This window comes from Nostoc sp. (assembly GCF_036917135.1).
GTDB lineage: Bacteria > Cyanobacteriota > Cyanobacteriia > Cyanobacteriales > Nostocaceae > Nostoc.
The window spans coordinates 54,139-70,786 of record NZ_JBALEA010000067.1 but is presented as its reverse complement, the minus strand read 5'-3'; the positions used below and the strand labels follow the sequence as shown (position 1 = coordinate 70,786).

Below are 16,648 nucleotides of genomic sequence, written 5' to 3'. Positions count from 1 at the left end.
ATTACATGACTGCAACACGAGGCAGACGATGCTTGAACCCGCAGAGAATTTCCCAAGAAATAGTGTTTAATTGTTCTGCCCAATCGTCTGCGGAAATTTGTTCTTTTCCCTGTTCTCCTAGCAAGGTGACTACTTCTCCTTCTTGGATATTAGGTATGGCACTCACATCTAGCATCAACTGATCCATTGTAATTGTCCCAATTTGCGAGACTCGCTGACCGCGAATTAACACCTGCATTTTATTAGAAAGACTGCGAGGTACACCGTCAGCATAGCCAATTCCCACAACGGCGAGGCGAAGTTCACGCGGGGCAATAAATTGATGGCCGTAGCTAACACCTGTTCCTGCGGCAATTGTTTTAACTTGGGTGACTCGTGCTTTAAGTTGCAAAACTGGCTTGAGATCGATCGCCTTTTGTAAATGGGTTGCTGGGTAAAGTCCATAAACGGCTAAACCGACTCGCACAATGTCATAGTGTAATGCTGAATCCGTGAGTGCGGCGGCTGAATTTGCCAAGTGCAAGCAGGGCGGTTCGATTCCCATTGCTTTGATTTGAGCGATCGCTTCTTCAAATCGTCTATGCTGTTCTTCCATTACCGTAGTATCAGGCTCATCTGCTGTTGCCAAATGAGAATAAATACTGGCAATCTCAAGATGTGGTAAACGCTGTACTAATTGCACAAACTCACCAGCTTCCTGCCAATTAGTTCCCAACCTAGACATTCCCGTATCTAATTTGATGTGTACGGGTACTGGAGAACCATAATTCATCGATTCTAGAGTGTCGGAAAATACTAGAGCTTGTTTAGGGCTACAGAGTGTGGGCTGAAGTTTCCAATGTGCGATCGCATGAATCTGTTCTGGTGTATGAGTTGCCCCTAAAATCAAAATGGGCGCTTCAATCCCCCCTTCTCGCAATTGAATAGCTTCGGGAACTGTAGCCACTCCTAGCCAACTAGCTCCCGATTGGATGACGGTTTGGGCGACTGTTACGGCTCCATGTCCATAAGCATCGGCTTTTACTACTGCCATCAACTGGGTACACGGCGATAAAAACTGCACCAATTGCTGTACATTGTACGACAACGCTCCTAAATCAATTTCTACCCAGGCTCGTTGCGAAAACCACGCGTAGGCATCGCACTGCTGATTAGGAACTATACCAGGGATTTCTTTCCGACTTAACATTTGTACTGACTCCTATCCCACGTAAAGCTAAACTTTCAAGTTATCTATCTATACACGCTCCTAAAAGCGAGATCAGATTAAATAGTTAAATAGGAAGTTTAACCTTCATATTGGAATTGATACAATATCTGGCGGCACCAAAGTAAAAGTTAAGAATTATGAGTTAGGAGTAAATCTGACTTTTGACGTTATCTGGAAAAGAAGAGGCGAAACCTAACCCCCCAGCCCCCTTCCCTACAAGGGAAGGGGGAGAATTCAAAGTCTCTCCTAAAAGAAGAGAGGTTTTCCAGATACCGTGAAAAGTCAGAGGAGTAAATCTTATAGCTCGACTTTTCGCTACGTTCTTTTCTACGAGACGCTGCAAGATTGCCTTAGTCTACGTAAGACTCTTTGCATTAGGTTAGGAATTTTACTTACTCACTCCTAACTCCTGTACAGACGCCATTAATCGCGTCTCTACTCCTAACTTAATTTCCGAATTCTCCCAAAAGTATAATTTCTTCTAATTTCCCTAGCAGGGTGTATTTGTGTTAATATTTATATAAAGCTAATACCCTGAGCGCAGATAAATGGGGAAGGTTTTAGTCTTAAACGCCTCTTACGAACCTCTCAATATAACGAGTTGGCGTCGTGCTGTAGTTCTTTTAATCAAGGGCAAAGCAGAACACGTGGAACACAACGGTAAATTCCTGTACTCGGATTTCCCGTTGCCAACCGTGATCCGGTTACGTCACTACGTGCGTGTTCCTTATAAAGAAATTCCTCTAACTCGCCGAAATATATTGCACCGTGATGGTCATGCCTGTCAATACTGTGGTTACACAGGGGATGAGTTGACACTAGACCATGTAATACCGCGATCGCGCGGCGGAGGCGATAGCTGGGAGAACATTGTTACCGCTTGTGTCCGTTGCAACGTCAAAAAAGGCAGTCGGACTCCTCACGAAGCTCATATGCCATTGCGTCATCCCCCGCGCCAACCTTATAGCAGCCTCTATTTCGAGGTTAGCAAGCATCTTAAGAGTGGACTGCATACAGAGTGGCAAAAGTATGTTATAGGTCTTTGATCAAAAAAGTGGAGGATAAAGAAGAGATACCCTATTTCTTTGGGACAAGCCAATAACTTTAAAGCTCGTCCATTTTAATACCTGGAGTAGTGCGGGCATCTAGCCCGCAGCTACCAGGAGGCAGCAAGATGCTCACACTACTTTTAAAACCTATGGTTCTCGAATACAGCAGATTTCGCTCTAATCGAATATACGTAGAGACGTAGCACTGCTACGTCTCTACAAGGTTTTGGGTTTTATATCTGTATTTACCTGAAATCTGCTGTCATAGATGTGGTTGAGTTATGGAGTGTTAAAAAATTGGCGGATGGCTTGCAACGAAGGCGAGTGCATCAACGCTTAAGCCTCTACATTTGTGCATGGGATTTCCCCCTTTGCTCCTCATCCCCCCTGCCTTCTCCCCTCTTTCATTAGACTTCACTCTAAATTTTCAGAATTTTCAAAAGGGATACGAAACACGCGTTGTCGAGCAAAAATAATTGCTAATTGCTCAATAGTCACAATAATGAGAATATTAAGTATAAGAAGATTTCAAATATCAAATATCAAGGACTAATTCTAAAGTATAAGATAGAAAGTATACCCTAAGTTAGATAAAAATACCTTTGATTTAATTTCCAGAAGCTAAAAAAGCTCCTAAAAGAGGTTGATTCTGCCAGATACAGCCCGATACCTAAACTTCGTTGCTGTAGCCCTCTAGTAGAATTTAGTTGATTGTTAAGCACTGTTACTGACAAAAAATATACTTAGATGTATAGTGCAATGTCTTGATATTTTTGCGAAGATCATAATAATGTGGCTAAATTCAGTGAATTGCTGCTCGTAGTATTTCTGAATTAAAGGAGCCTTACACTTTAAAAAAGTTCCCTATGTACTTTAATTCTTCCGTTACTCAGTTTGAGAGTTTGTCATTGACCACAGAGCCAAACCCAGAGGAACCTGAAATCGAGAAAGCGCCAGTAGAAGTTGCATTTAAGAGTCCCTCATTACCGCCATCGGTAGGTGATGGGGCTATATATCTCAGTCACCGTGGTAATTCTCTGGCACAACAAAAGTCAGAAGAACTGCAAAAAACCCTTCTGGCACACCGACACGATCGCCAACTGGTAATTCTGCAAGATTTTCCTGACCCTGATGCCCTTTCGTGTGCCTGGGCTTACCAGTTAATTGCCCAGCAATATGATATCAAATGTGAAATCATTTATGCTGGTGCATTGAGCCATCAAGAGAATATTGCCTTGGTAAGGCTGACTAACTTACCTATCCAACGCTGGACGCCCCAAACCTTAAAAACCAAAGATTTATCATGTTATCAAGGTTTTGTATTAATTGATAACCAGGGAACCACTTCACAACTACTGTCATCGGTGCAGCAGGCGAAAATTCCCCTAGTGGTACTCATCGACCATCACAGTATCCAAGGCGATCTGCACTCAGAGTTTGAGGATATCCGTCCTTATGTCAGAGCGACGGCAACAATTTTTACTCAATACCTGCAAACGGGATTATTGGCATTAGATAGCAGCATAAATCAACACGTCAAATGTGCAACTGCCTTGATGCATGGCTTGCGATCGGATACAAATCGGCTGATGCAAGCCCAAGAAGAAGACTTTATGGCAGCTGCGTATTTAAGCCGATTTTATGATGCCCAACTGCTGAATGCCATTTTACAGGCGAACCGTTCCAAGCGGGTAATGGATGTGATCGAGCGATCGCTAAAAAATCGCATCGTCCAAAATAACTTTTCCATTGCCGGTGTTGGTTACTTACGTTACGAAGACCGTGACGCCATCCCCCAAGCGGCTGATTTTCTCGTCACTGAAGAAAACGTCCACACCGCCGTAGTTTACGGTATTGTTCACGATGAAAACGAAGAACTCGAAATAGTCATTGGTTCCCTGAGAACCAGTAAACTTACCCTTGACCCCGATGAATTCATCAAAGAAGCCTTTGGACAAGATAGTGCAGGGCGCTTTTTCGGTGGTGGAAGAACAAGCGCAGGTGGCTTTGAAATTCCGATGGGCTTCTTATCAGGCAGCAACGAAAATTCCGCCTATGCGAAAATGAAATGGGAAGTATTCGACGCTCAAATCAAGCAAAAATTGCTGAGGTTAGTTAACCCTAGAGATAACCCGATTCAGTCAGAGTAGAGGGAACTCAAGGAGACGCGGAGAACTCCTAACTAATGCAGCAGTCAAAGTATTTGTTTAGATAGCATCCCTTCCCGATTTTTGATAAAAGTCGGGAATTTGGGTTTTATGACAGTTAACTTGCGCCTACCTATTTATTCGCCAAGGAGAAGCGCCATGAAAATTATAGAACTGCAAATGTTACAAACTCTGTATGAGCAAGATTATTGTGCTTGGGTAGAGCAGACAGCAGAGCTTTTGCGATCGCACCACTGGGACACGCTGGATTTAGAACACTTAATTGAGGAAGTGGTGGACTTAGGTAAGAGTCAACAGCGAGCGTTGCAAAGTGCGTTGCGGTTAGTCTTATCGCATTTGTTGAAATGGAAGTATCAACCAGAACGTCGTAGTCACAGTTGGCAAGTGACCATTATAGATGAATTGTTGCAAGAAAGTCCTAGCTTGCGGCGTTTTTTAAATGATGCCGAGTGGATTAATACTACTTATCAGCGATCGCGGCGAGAGGCAATGGTGGAAACAAGTTTATCAGAAGATACCTTTGCGATCGCTTGTCCGTTTTCTGTTGATGAGATTTTAGACTTAGACTTTTATCCTAACGCTGACCAATAACCATATAGAATTTTTGTATAAGTGTAGATATGCTCAATATGATGAGTAATCATCTGTGAAAATTGCTGTAACTTTGTTAACTAATTATAAAGATATGCACTTGGGATGCGAATAATACCTTTTGAATTTGTCATTCCCAGACGACCTGTTTCGTTACAGACAAAGAAAAAAGAAAACCTTCAGGCATGGAAGAATTTTGTGCGCGTTGAAGCTCAAAAACTTTGGAAAGATCGCAGCGTCATTAAACAAGGTGATTTACAACTGACGCTAGTTTATCTTTGTGATGATTTTCCGGCTGATACCGATAATATTATCAAACCGATTCAGGATGCACTTGTCGGCTTAGTTTTTGAAGATGATAGTTTAGTATCAGATGTAGATAGCCATCGTAGGTTTCTGTCTGACCCAATTGATAGAATAAATTTACCTTCGTTATTACAGCGTGCTGTTATCACAGGTAAAGAGTGTGTTTATGTAAAAATAAGTAAATCTCAACCATTGGAAAAATACTTATGACTAACAATACTGAAATTCTATACGATGAAAAAGTGAAATCTCTGGCACAGAAGTACGAAAGTCAAGGATTTCGTGTTTTAACTGGACTCCGAACAGATGAATTACCATTTGATTTGGGTAACTACCAGCCAGATTTAATTGCCATTAAAGACGGTTCAGGTTTAGTAATTGAAGTAAAAAACAGCCTCAGCCGTCTGTCGGTTGATCGTTTACAAGTTTTAGCAGAGGAAGTGAGCAAATATCCAGGCTGGCGTTTTTTATTGGTAACGCTTGAAGACATAGAAGCCAATTCATTACCTGCAATATCTGAAGAACTTCCTTCATGGCAAAAGCTAAAGGATCAGTTTTCCCAAGCACGGATGCTTATTAAAAATGATGAAATTCAGTCTGCTTTTCTTTTTTTATGGAGTATTTTTGAGAATGCTTTAAGAAAGCGAGCAATCGATGTGTCAATTCCTATTGAACGTTTCCCAGTTATAGGTTTAATAAAACATCTGTACTCTTTAGGAGAGTTATCAATCTCTCAATTCGACCTTGCTCAAGCTTGTTTTAAAGTTAGTAATCGTCTTGCTCACGGATATATTGAAAACCTAAATTTGCCATTGTTACATAATTTGGACAATTTGGTTGATGAATTGTTAACTGAATGGAAAGTCGAATTCGATGTTAGTCAACTTTCACCAAAGGATCTAGCTGCTTTTCATACCTGGCTTGCGGAATTCTATGCAGCATTCCCGGATAAACAACTAAAATTGATGACAGATTTAATCAATGAAAGCCTTATTTTAGCACTAGGAAATGAGAAGCTAAAGAAAGAATTAAACGTAAACTACGAACAGCTTATAAATGTCGAATTGGATGTTAGTCAACTTTCACCAGAGGCTCTGGCTAATTTTCGTGCCTGGTTTACGGAATTCTATCCAGTAGCCTGGGATAAACAGATTGAAAAAGATGTGACTCAACAAGAAACCCTATTGTCTATTACTGACAGTCCAACCTTAGAACCTTTAACCGACCTTGACTCCTGGACTCAGAGTTTAATAGGTGTAATCCAGCTAGAAGAAAAAAATCCGACAGAAAATTATGTGGATTATTTAGAGGAGAAATACGGTTGAAACGGGTGTTGTTTGACAGCGATGTGTTGCTTGATATTTTGGCACAGCGTGAACCATTTGTCGCGGCTTCTGCAAGAGCATTAAATACAGTAATGCAGAATCAAGTAGAAGGTTATGTTTCAGGTCATGCAGTAACCAATATTTTCTATATCTTGCGTCGTCAAGTTGGTAATGAAGTAGCGCGTGAACTATTAGCAAAGTTATTGCAGCACCTTCAAGTTGCCAGCGTAACAGATGAAGTTATTCGGCAAGCTTTGAATAGCTCAATTAAGGATTTTGAGGATGCGGTAACGAGTGCTGCGGCGCTTACGGCAGGTTTAGAAATAATTGTGACGCGAAACACACCCGATTTTGTGGTTTCTTTAGTTCCGGCAATGCTGCCAGATGAGTTTTTGACAATGCTAATTTGAGTAAGTTCTTGGCAATTAGCATAATCACACAAATGGAACCAATGGTTGGTTGTCGTAACAAAGTAGAATTACAAACACTTGAAAATTTCCTCAAGCAGTTTTACATCATTAAGATTGACCAGGCTGTATCTGACACAGCAGTTGATTTATTGCGGTCTTATCGGCTCAGTCATGGTTTGGTCATTCCTGATAGTCTTATTGCAGCTACGGCAATAGTGTGGAATTACCCGTTTATCACAAAAAACCAACGCGATTACAGATTTATTCAAGGTTTAAACCTATTGCCATATCCATAACACTTAGAATGTCTAACACTTCGCTGTACTGGAGCAGATCAACGAATACGTAATAATGATTAAGATTAGGATAGGTTAAGTCAGACCAGACGTAACTCTTAACTCAGCAGGGGCTACGCTAACAATATTAAAAATATGGAACTATATTTAATTCGTCATGGCATCGCCGAAGACAAGGGATTAGGCATCAAGGATGAGGAACGCAGCCTAACCAAAGAAGGAAGGCAAAAAGCTGAGAAAGTTGCCCAAAAACTTGTTAAATTAGGTTTAAGCTTTGATTTAATTCTCACCAGTCCCTTAGTGCGGGCCCGCCAAACGGCTGAAATCCTCATAGCAGAAAAACTAAGCTCAAAATTAGAGGAATCTAGCCACCTCGCACACAACGGTCAAATTTCTAGTTGGCTCAAAGACTGGTTAGAACCAAGAAATTATTCCCAAAATACCCAACTGGCGCTGGTTGGACACGAACCTGATTTGACCAGTTGGGCAGAAATTCTCCTGTGGGGAGAAGTCAAAGCAAGCTTAGTCTTGAAAAAAGCAGGTATGATTGGGATAAAACTACCAGAAACAGGTTCTCCTCTGGGTCGGAGTCAGATGTTTTGGTTGACACCACCCAAGTACCTGCTATAACAGTTTTTCAACATTTTCGATTGTTGTTAGAACGGCTACTGTTATGGCGACAATAAATTTCTGGTAAGTTAGCTTGATCAGATATTTCACAAAGCGAATGGTGGTGCCATGATGGTGTGCGAATACAAGCCTGGTTTAGAAGGCATTCCCGCCGCCCAATCAAGTATCAGCTATGTTGATGGGCAAAAGGGAATACTAGAATATCGTGGCATTAGGATTGAAGAACTAGCAGAAAAAAGTACATTCCTAGAAACTGCTTATCTTTTAATCTGGGGTAAACTGCCAAGCAACGAAGAACTGGAAACATTTGAGCATGAAGTTCGTTACCACCGGCGGATAAAATACCGCATTCGGGACATGATGAAATGCTTTCCAGAAAGCGGCCACCCAATGGATGCCTTGCAAGCCTCTGCTGCGGCTTTAGGTTTGTTTTATTCGCTCCGCGATTTACACAATCCTGTCTACATTCGAGATTCGGTGGTGCGCCTAATAGCAACTATTCCCACGATGGTAGCGGCGTTCCAACTGATGCGGAAAGGCAATGATCCTGTCCGTCCCCGTGATGACTTAGACTACTCCGCCAACTTTCTATATATGCTCGATGAGCGAGAACCCGATCCTCTGATGGCGCGGATTTTTGATATCTGCTTGATACTTCAAGTCGAGCATACAATGAATGCTTCTACTTTCAGTGCTAGGGTGACAGCTTCCACCTTGACTGATCCTTACGCTGTGGTTGCTAGTGCTGTGGGAACTTTGGGAGGTCCCCTGCACGGTGGAGCCAATGAAGAAGTAATTCAGATGTTGGAAAAAATTGGCTCTGTAGAAAATGTCCGCCCCTACATAGAGGACTGTCTACAAAGTAAATCTAAGATTATGGGCTTTGGACATCGTGTGTATAAAGTGAAAGACCCACGAGCCATAATTTTACAAAGTCTTGCAGAGCAATTGTTTGAGAAGTTTGGCCATGACAAGTTCTATGACATTGCTCAAGAAATGGAACGAGTGGTAGAGGAAAAACTTGGGAGCAAAGGGATTTATCCCAATATTGACTTTTACTCCGGTTTGGTGTATAGGAAGATGGGGATTCCCACAGACTTGTTTACGCCAATATTTGCGATCGCCCGCGTTGCCGGTTGGCTAGCCCACTGGAAAGAACAACTAGCAGAAAACCGGATTTTCCGTCCTACCCAAGTTTACAACGGACTGCACGAAGTTACTTATACACCGATTGACAAACGGTAAATGGGGATTGGGCATGGGGCATGGGGCATTGGGCATTGGGCATTGGGCATTGGGCATTGGGCATTGTTTATTCTCCCAGTCCACAGTCCCCAGTCCCCAGTCCCCAGTCCCCTATCCCCTCAATAGCCAATCTCAATGCCAACCATAAGTAGAAGTTCTCATCTCGCTTCAGGGTGGTCAAACCATCCAACGATATACTAGGCATGGGAATTGGCAACAAATCTTCAATCGGACGTCATCACAGCAAAAATTAAAATGGGTGAATTTACAGTTATTAATTTAACTAATAGTTGTAACTCACCATGACTCATGTCTTAAAGAGCGGAAACATGAATTCAGGAATTGACCTCCAAGGAACTTTTATTGAATCCCTCCGGGATTTAGGCATACCAGCAGGAACAGCCAAAGCCATTTGGATGCCCCTGCCAATGATACTGATGCTGATTGGGGCAACAGTGGGGGTATTAGTTGCTACTTGGCTAGAACGGAAAATTTCTGCCGCAGCACAGCAGCGAATTGGCCCAGAATACCAGGGGCCTTTTGGGTTGCTGGTGCCTGTAGCGGATGGTCTGAAGCTGGTATTTAAAGAAGATATAGTACCAGCCAAGTCTGACCCCTGGCTGTTTACCCTCGGCCCAATTATTGTTGTAATTCCGGTGTTTCTGTCGTTCCTGATTGTGCCCTTTGGACAGAATATCGTAATTAGTAATGTGGGCATGGGCGTATTCTTGTGGATTGCCCTGTCAAGCATTCAACCAATTGGCTTACTAATGGCTGGCTACGCATCTAATAACAAATACTCCCTTTTAGGGGGCTTGCGGGCAGCAGCGCAATCTATTAGTTATGAAATTCCTTTGGCGTTGGCGGTGTTAGCGATCGCTATGATGTCTAATAGCCTCAGCACTGTTGATATTGTCAATCAACAATCTGGCTACGGCATCCTGGGCTGGAACATTTGGCGACAACCAATCGGTTTTCTGATCTTTTGGATAGCCGCCCTAGCTGAATGCGAACGATTACCCTTTGACTTACCCGAAGCGGAAGAAGAAATCGTCGCCGGCTATCAGACTGAATATTCAGGGATGAAATTCGGTCTGTTCTACCTGGGTTCCTACGTCAACTTAATCCTTTCTTCCTTACTAGTAGCAATTCTCTACCTGGGCGGTTGGGACTTTCCCCTTCCCCTCAACCTCATCGCTGGTTGGGTGGGAGTCAGTGAATTAAATCCCGTGTTCCAGATAGTAACTGCGGCTTTGGGTATCACCATGACCGTGTTCAAAGCCTATTTACTAGTGTTTGTCGCCATCCTGTTGCGCTGGACAGTGCCACGGGTACGGATTGACCAACTGTTAGATTTAGGATGGAAGTTTTTGTTACCAGTCGGTTTGGTTAATCTCCTATTAACCGCCGCCCTAAAACTAGCCTTTCCCTTCGCCTTTGGCGGGTAAGCCAATTTTAGGTTTTAGATTTTAGATTTTAGATTAAGTCTGAAATCTAAAATCCAAAATCCAAAATCCAAAATTGAAAAGAAAGAGACACAGAATGCTAAAGTTCCTAAAACAAGTTGGTGATTACGCCAAAGAAACAGTACAAGCAGCGCGTCACATTGGTCAGGGGCTTGCTGTCACCTTCGACCACATGGGGCGGCGTCCCATTACCGTACAGTATCCTTACGAGAAACTGATTCCTGGCGAACGCTTTCGCGGTAGAATTCACTTTGAATTTGATAAGTGCATCGCCTGCGAAGTCTGTGTTCGCGTTTGTCCAATTAACCTACCTGTAGTCGATTGGGAATTCGACAAAGCCAGCAAAAAGAAAAAACTCAACCACTACAGCATTGACTTTGGAGTTTGTATCTTTTGCGGTAATTGTGTGGAATTTTGCCCCACTAACTGTCTATCGATGACAGAAGAATATGAGCTTGCCACTTACGATCGCCATGAATTGAACTATGACAGCGTAGCACTAGGTCGTCTGCCCTATAAGGTAACAGATGACCCAATGGTTACACCACTACGCGAACTAGTTTACCTACCCAAAGGCGTCCTCGAACCCCACGGACTGCCCGCAGATGCGCCGCGTGCAGGTGCGCGTCCAGAAGACTTAGTAGAACAAACAGAAAAATAAATGTCATTTGTCATTTGTTCATTGTCCTTTCCTAATGACCAATGACCAATGACCAATGACCAATGACCAATGACAATTGACTAAGGACAAAAAACAGTGAATCTAGCGGAAGGAGTACAGTTAGTATCACTTGGCATACTAGGCGTGATGATGATTGGGGCGGCCATTGGTGTGGTGCTGTTCTCCAACATCGTCTATTCTGCCTTTTTGCTGGGGGGTGTGTTCATCAGCATGGCGGGAATCTACCTATTGCTAAATGCTGATTTTGTTGCAGCTGCACAAATACTAATTTACGTTGGGGCAATTAACGTGCTGATTTTGTTTGCCATTATGTTGGTGAACAAGCGGCAGGATTTTGTAGCATTTCCTAACTCTTGGGTGCGGAAAGTACTAACAGGTATAGTCAGTATAGGATTGTTTGGTCTTTTAAGTACGATGGTGCTGGCTACTCCTTGGGCTTACTCAACTGCTCCGGTGGTGGGTGGTGAAAGTTCTATAGTTGTGATTGGAGAACATTTCTTCACTGACTTTTTATTACCTTTTGAACTGGCTTCCATTTTGCTGCTGATAGCGATGGTAGGAGCAATTATTTTGGCACGTCGTGAGTATTTGCCAGATATATTGACACCATCCCAATCGGGGCAAACTGTTTTGACTTTGCAAGAACGCCCCAGAGAACTGGTATCAACAACCAGCGAAACAAAAGAGTAATATTTGCGACTTCATTTGCAGATAAACAGCCAAATTGTTCAAGAGGAATACCCAGATTCATGCAACTCCAGTACTTTTTATTACTAGCAGCAGCGTTATTTTGCATCGGCATCTACGGTGTAATTACCAGCCGCAACGCTGTGCGGGTGCTGATGTCAATTGAGTTACTGCTCAATGCTGTTAATCTCAATTTAATGGCATTTTCCAACTTCCTTGACTCAACATTAATTAAGGGTCAGGTTTTCACAGTATTTGTGATTACCGTGGCGGCGGCAGAGGCGGCGGTGGGTTTAGCGATCGTGCTGGCCATTTATCGCAACCGCGATACCGTCGATATGGAGCAGTTTAATCTCCTGAAGTGGTAATTGTGCGTGCAACTAAAGCAGGTAATCATTGCTTATAAAGCGCGGGATGCCCGAAGTAAAGAATGGGCAGAAATCTGTGCGAAACAACTAGAAAGCCGCGATTGCCAAGTGTTGATGGGACCTAGCGGGCCAAAAGACAACCCCTATCCAGTCTTTTTGGCTTCGGCGGGTCAACCAATCGATCTCGCTTTGGTACTCGGTGGCGATGGTACTGTTTTAACCAGTGCCAGACATTTAGCCCCGGCTGGCATCCCAATTCTGGGAGTGAATGTGGGAGGTCATCTGGGGTTTTTAACTGAATCGGTGGAAGAGTTTCAGGATACGGAGAAAGTTTGGGATCGACTGTTTGAGGATCGCTATGCTATCCAACGGCGGATGATGTTACAAGCTGCGGTGTATGAGGGTCACGGGTCTAATTTGGAACCTGTGAGTGAGCGTTACCTCTCTTTAAATGAATTTTGTGTCAAACCCGCCTCGGCTGATAGAATGATTACCTCAATTCTGGAAATGGAAATCGACGGTGAGGTAGTCGATCAATACGTCGGGGATGGGTTGATTATTTCCACTCCCACAGGTTCCACTGGTTACACTGTTTCTGCCAATGGGCCAATTATGCATGATGGTATGGAGGCGATTACTGTCACTCCTATTTGTGCAATGAGCCTTTCTAGTCGTCCCCTCGTTTTACCCCCTGGTTCTGTGGTGAGTATTTGGCCTTTGGGTGATTACGATTTGAGTACCAAGCTGTGGACAGATGGGGTTTTGGGGACTTCAATTTGGCCGGGACACCGTGTTGATGTGCGGATGGCAGAGTGTCGGGCTAAATTTATTATTTTGCGCGAGAACAATTCCTACTATCAAACGCTGCGGGAGAAGTTGCTGTGGGCAGGTACAAGGGTTCACTACAGCAATAATCACCGTAATTAACTAAGTATTTTAGAGTGCATTTACCGCAGATTGCGATCGGGCATCGCAACCAAAATCATCCAAGCCCCTGGATTCATCCGGGGGCTTTCTGCCAGATTTTGTCCTCTTCTTTGATTTGCATTTATAGCTTATATCAAAGGAAAATTTTGTATATTATTGCCAGATTTTTGAGGAATTAATGTCCATAATAAAAGCACTCTACTCCTAATCCAAGAGAGTACAAAAGCTCTCTAGAACACCAGTTCAGTAATCCTGAAAGAACCTCTCCCCCAACCCCTCGACCTTAGCACCAGCCTGCCGTTAGGCAAGCCCCTTTCCTACAAGGGAAGGGAACTGGGGGGTTAGGTTTTTGATTACTGAATAGATGCTCTAAGAGGTTGTTTGAAAAGTCCTCTTCTTGGTAGCAAAACGTTCTAGATCCCCCTAAATCCACGCCACGTGCTTCTCCCAAGGGGAGACGCTGCGCGAACAAGTCGGGGAACCGCAAGGGCGCAGTGGCTACCCGATAAATTGGGGGACTTTGATTCTTCCCCCTTTTTAAGGCTAGGGGGGATCTAGAAGTGCCTAAAATCACAGCTAAATACTTTTCAAACAACCTCTAAAGGATCTTTAATCGAAAACCCTCTCAATCATGCTTCGACACATTAATGCATAATGTGAGCTATTTGTATAATCCCTAAATCCTAGTAGGATATTCTCGCAAATCTAAGTAGGAAGATAGATGGAAGTTTCTGGACGCAACATCAATTACCCACTGAATCCTCTTCCCCCTCTTGAAGATTTTCCAGTCCTTCAAACTGAAAAATATACCCTACACCTAGCTTCAACTGAAGAAGAATTAGAATCAATTTTTCGGTTACGTTTTGAAGTTTTTAATCTTGAACTAAATTTGGGATTCTCTACTTCTAACTTTACCCAGATGGATATAGATAAGTTTGATGCAGTATGCCATCATTTAATCCTGATCTCTAAACAAACAGGTAAAACGATTGGAACTTATCGGATGCAAACCTATACAATGGCTTCTCAAAGACTAGGCTTTGATGCTGCCGATATATTTAATCTTAATGCGATTCCCAATTCTGTGCTTCAGGCATCAGTAGAAGTTGGGCGTGCATGTATAGCTAAAGAATATCGCAATAGTCAGACACTTTTACTACTCTGGGAAGGGCTAGCAAATTATCTCATCTGGAGTAAAAATCAATATTTCTTTGGCTGTGCATCATTACTAACACAATGTCCTTGGCAAGCTACTTGCGCTTATGATTATTTTCGGCAGAATGGCTTGATGCATCCGAGTATTTTGGTTTATCCCAATTCACAATCTTGTTTAGAACTACCTCAAAATTGTCCCGATTCATATAATGTTGAAATTCCGAAAATTTTGCAGGCATATTTGAATATTGGGGCTAAAATATGCAGTGTCCCAGCTATTGATTTGCAGTTTAAGACTATTGATTTTTTAACTATGTCTAATAGCAAAGACTTTGCTAGATGGCGTTACCAAGTTTTGTAAAAATTTGATTTTGCGTTAAAGATTGGAAGTCATAAGGATGATCAGAAGCACCTCATTCAGTCCGCCTAGATTATTGTAGATAAATTATTGGGAAAACTACTTATGCGCCACCTCAAATCTACTCCGAGTTGGTTGCGATTTTTAATTATTTTCTTATTGGTGATGGGTATATTGTTTCGCTTTTTTAATCTTGATAGCAAAGTTTACTGGCAAGATGAAACTTATGCATCATTGCGAATTTCTGGTTATACAGTTAATGAAGCAAAACAGCAACTTTTTAATAATCGTGTCATTGGCGGAGAAAGTTTTACCCAGTTTCAAGGTGCAAATTCCGAAAAAAGCTTAAATGACACAATTATGTCTTTGGCAAAACAAGATGCTTACCATCCACCGTTGTATTACATAATAGCTAGATTGTGGATGGAAATCTTTGGTAATTCGGTGACGGCGATTAGGAGTTTATCTGCCTGCATCAGTTTGCTGGTTTTTCCTTGTGTTTATTGGCTATGCCGAGAATTATTTGATGTGCCGTTATTGGTTCCTGGTGTTGCGATGCCTGCGGCGGGCGTAGCCATCGCACTCATGGCAATTTCTCCAATTCACCTAGTATACGCCCAAGAAGCACAAGAATATATTCTCTGGTTAGTTACCATCTTACTATCCAGTGCGTCTCTGCTGCGAGCCATGCGGCTGGAAGATGAGCTAGCAAAAGAACGACAAAGACCAGATTTATTCGCTATCTGGAGCATTTACGCAGTAACTTTAGCCATCAGTCTGTATACATTTCTTTGGAGTGCATTTGTAGCAGTTGCTCACGGAATTTATGTAACGATCGCTGCCAAATTTCAGTTGACTGAAACCGTCAGAACTTATCTCATGGCATCACTGGTAGGTTTTCTAGCCTTCATGCCTTGGATAATAATTGTAATCGGTGACTTTTTTCAATTTTTGATTTCAGCAGATAAAACAACAACGCAGTCATCTTTGATACCTATATTTCCATTTTTATTGATGCAGTTAAGCCGGATTTTTTTTGATATAGATATTAGTTCAGACAATTCTCTAGGCTATTTAATTACACCAATTTTTTTAATTTTGGTAGGATATTCAATTTATTTTATTTGTCTAACAACTAACTATAAAGTTTGGTTTTTTATCATCACATTGATTGTAGTGCCAGCACTACCCCTAATACTGCCAGATTTAATTGCTGGCGGTATACGATCATCTACCGAACCATATTTTATCCCATCTTATTTAGGAATCCAAGTAGCTGTTGCTTATCTACTAGCTACGCAATTATATAATAGGAGTGTGTCACACCGGGGCTTTTGGCACATAATCATGGCATTAGTGATTATTTGTGGTCTGATTTCTTATAAAGTGAGTTCCCAAGCAGAAACTTGGTGGAATAAAGGTATTAACTATGGCAATCCACAAGTTGCCCAAATCATCAATCAGACGACTCGCCCACTTTTAATTAGTGATGCTTTGGGAAATAATTATGGAAATGTATTTTCTCTGAGCTATTTTTTAGAACCACAAGTGCGATTTCTGTTGGTGAATAACCAAAAAATTCCTAAAATTCCTGATGGGTTTACTGATGTTTTTTTACTTAATCCTTCAGACACCTGGCGCGAAATAATAGAAAAACAGTATAAATTAAAGACAAATATTGTTTATAGCGATAACTATTATTCAGTCTGGAAGTTGGCTAAAAATCGTAATTTCCGCCGACGTAACATCCCAGCTAAGTAGGTAGGCGTAAATAA

General features: G+C 42.2%; 17 protein-coding genes. 16 read left to right on the top strand and 1 reads right to left on the bottom strand.

What is annotated here, in order from left to right; all coding sequences use genetic code 11:
- Window position 1: 1 nt before the first annotated feature.
- A complete protein-coding gene (alr, locus tag V7K50_RS20195; RefSeq protein WP_334963078.1) occupies window positions 2-1,189 on the bottom strand; it encodes an alanine racemase in 1,188 nt (395 codons plus the stop codon).
- Window positions 1,190-1,758: 569 nt separating this feature from the next.
- On the opposite strand from alr, the gene V7K50_RS20190 reads away from it, so the two are divergent.
- The 16 genes from V7K50_RS20190 (at window position 1,759) to V7K50_RS20115 (ending at window position 16,634) form a co-directional block, all read left to right on the top strand.
- Window positions 1,759-2,256 carry an HNH endonuclease gene (locus V7K50_RS20190; RefSeq protein ID WP_190890185.1) on the top strand — a complete coding sequence of 166 codons (498 nt, stop codon included), beginning with the start codon at window positions 1,759-1,761 and terminating at the stop codon, window positions 2,254-2,256.
- An 869-nt stretch (window positions 2,257-3,125) separates the two neighbouring features.
- Window positions 3,126-4,409: a DHH family phosphoesterase gene (locus tag V7K50_RS20185; protein ID WP_334963076.1), complete on the top strand. Its 1,284-nt coding sequence runs from the start codon at window positions 3,126-3,128 to the stop codon at window positions 4,407-4,409.
- Between the two features lie 156 nt (window positions 4,410-4,565).
- Entirely contained in the window at window positions 4,566-5,018 is a 453-nt protein-coding gene (locus V7K50_RS20180; RefSeq protein WP_334963074.1) for a DUF29 domain-containing protein, read from the top strand.
- Between the two features lie 105 nt (window positions 5,019-5,123).
- A complete protein-coding gene (locus tag V7K50_RS20175; RefSeq protein WP_334963072.1) occupies window positions 5,124-5,534 on the top strand; it encodes a RusA family crossover junction endodeoxyribonuclease in 411 nt (136 codons plus the stop codon).
- On the top strand, window positions 5,531-6,649 hold the full coding sequence (locus V7K50_RS20170) for a hypothetical protein (RefSeq protein ID WP_334963070.1): 1,119 nt from the start codon (window positions 5,531-5,533) through the stop codon (window positions 6,647-6,649). The genes V7K50_RS20175 and V7K50_RS20170 overlap by 4 nt, the downstream gene beginning before the upstream one ends.
- Window positions 6,650-6,654: 5 nt before the next feature.
- Complete coding sequence (locus V7K50_RS20165; RefSeq protein ID WP_334963117.1) at window positions 6,655-7,059, top strand: PIN domain-containing protein; 405 nt, start codon at window positions 6,655-6,657, stop codon at window positions 7,057-7,059.
- Window positions 7,056-7,355 (top strand): type II toxin-antitoxin system VapC family toxin, encoded by a 300-nt coding sequence (locus V7K50_RS20160; RefSeq protein WP_334963068.1) that lies wholly within the window; start codon window positions 7,056-7,058, stop codon window positions 7,353-7,355. Before V7K50_RS20165 ends, V7K50_RS20160 begins: the two co-directional genes overlap by 4 nt.
- Window positions 7,356-7,490: 135 nt before the next feature.
- Window positions 7,491-7,985 (top strand): phosphohistidine phosphatase SixA, encoded by a 495-nt coding sequence (gene sixA / locus V7K50_RS20155; RefSeq protein ID WP_334963066.1) that lies wholly within the window; start codon window positions 7,491-7,493, stop codon window positions 7,983-7,985.
- Between the two features lie 108 nt (window positions 7,986-8,093).
- Window positions 8,094-9,230 carry a citrate synthase gene (locus V7K50_RS20150; RefSeq protein ID WP_334963065.1) on the top strand — a complete coding sequence of 379 codons (1,137 nt, stop codon included), beginning with the start codon at window positions 8,094-8,096 and terminating at the stop codon, window positions 9,228-9,230.
- 329 nt (window positions 9,231-9,559) lie between these two features.
- Window positions 9,560-10,678 carry an NADH-quinone oxidoreductase subunit NuoH gene (gene nuoH, locus V7K50_RS20145; RefSeq protein ID WP_334963115.1) on the top strand — a complete coding sequence of 373 codons (1,119 nt, stop codon included), beginning with the start codon at window positions 9,560-9,562 and terminating at the stop codon, window positions 10,676-10,678.
- A 94-nt stretch (window positions 10,679-10,772) separates the two neighbouring features.
- Entirely contained in the window at window positions 10,773-11,357 is a 585-nt protein-coding gene (ndhI, locus tag V7K50_RS20140; RefSeq protein WP_334963063.1) for an NAD(P)H-quinone oxidoreductase subunit I, read from the top strand.
- Window positions 11,358-11,453: 96 nt separating this feature from the next.
- Window positions 11,454-12,068, top strand: a complete 615-nt coding sequence (locus V7K50_RS20135; RefSeq protein ID WP_334963061.1) for an NADH-quinone oxidoreductase subunit J — start codon at window positions 11,454-11,456, stop codon at window positions 12,066-12,068.
- A 59-nt stretch (window positions 12,069-12,127) separates the two neighbouring features.
- On the top strand, window positions 12,128-12,433 hold the full coding sequence (gene nuoK, locus V7K50_RS20130) for an NADH-quinone oxidoreductase subunit NuoK (RefSeq protein ID WP_196516315.1): 306 nt from the start codon (window positions 12,128-12,130) through the stop codon (window positions 12,431-12,433).
- 6 nt (window positions 12,434-12,439) lie between these two features.
- Complete coding sequence (locus tag V7K50_RS20125; RefSeq protein ID WP_334765203.1) at window positions 12,440-13,360, top strand: NAD(+) kinase; 921 nt, start codon at window positions 12,440-12,442, stop codon at window positions 13,358-13,360.
- A gap of 721 nt (window positions 13,361-14,081) precedes the next feature.
- On the top strand, window positions 14,082-14,876 hold the full coding sequence (locus V7K50_RS20120; protein WP_334963059.1) for a GNAT family N-acetyltransferase: 795 nt from the start codon (window positions 14,082-14,084) through the stop codon (window positions 14,874-14,876).
- 102 nt (window positions 14,877-14,978) lie between these two features.
- Window positions 14,979-16,634, top strand: coding sequence for a glycosyltransferase family 39 protein (locus tag V7K50_RS20115; RefSeq protein ID WP_334963057.1), 1,656 nt, complete (start codon window positions 14,979-14,981; stop codon window positions 16,632-16,634).
- Window positions 16,635-16,648: the final 14 nt, after the last annotated feature.

Excerpts from the sequence above, each read along its gene's own strand:
- V7K50_RS20150 (WP_334963065.1), top strand. The coding sequence starts at position 8,094 with ATGATGGTGTGCGAATACAAGCCTGGTTTAGAAGGCATTCCCGCCGCC.
- V7K50_RS20185 (WP_334963076.1), top strand. The coding sequence starts at position 3,126 with ATGTACTTTAATTCTTCCGTTACTCAGTTTGAGAGTTTGTCATTGACC.
- V7K50_RS20175 (WP_334963072.1), top strand. The coding sequence starts at position 5,124 with ATGCGAATAATACCTTTTGAATTTGTCATTCCCAGACGACCTGTTTCG.
- ndhI (WP_334963063.1), top strand. The coding sequence starts at position 10,773 with ATGCTAAAGTTCCTAAAACAAGTTGGTGATTACGCCAAAGAAACAGTA.
- sixA (WP_334963066.1), top strand. The coding sequence starts at position 7,491 with ATGGAACTATATTTAATTCGTCATGGCATCGCCGAAGACAAGGGATTA.
- V7K50_RS20170 (WP_334963070.1), top strand. The coding sequence starts at position 5,531 with ATGACTAACAATACTGAAATTCTATACGATGAAAAAGTGAAATCTCTG.
- V7K50_RS20115 (WP_334963057.1), top strand. The coding sequence starts at position 14,979 with ATGCGCCACCTCAAATCTACTCCGAGTTGGTTGCGATTTTTAATTATT.
- V7K50_RS20190 (WP_190890185.1), top strand. The coding sequence starts at position 1,759 with ATGGGGAAGGTTTTAGTCTTAAACGCCTCTTACGAACCTCTCAATATA.
- nuoK (WP_196516315.1), top strand. The coding sequence starts at position 12,128 with ATGCAACTCCAGTACTTTTTATTACTAGCAGCAGCGTTATTTTGCATC.
- nuoH (WP_334963115.1), top strand. The coding sequence starts at position 9,560 with ATGAATTCAGGAATTGACCTCCAAGGAACTTTTATTGAATCCCTCCGG.
- alr (WP_334963078.1), bottom strand. The coding sequence starts at position 1,189 with ATGTTAAGTCGGAAAGAAATCCCTGGTATAGTTCCTAATCAGCAGTGC.
- V7K50_RS20120 (WP_334963059.1), top strand. The coding sequence starts at position 14,082 with ATGGAAGTTTCTGGACGCAACATCAATTACCCACTGAATCCTCTTCCC.
- V7K50_RS20180 (WP_334963074.1), top strand. The coding sequence starts at position 4,566 with ATGAAAATTATAGAACTGCAAATGTTACAAACTCTGTATGAGCAAGAT.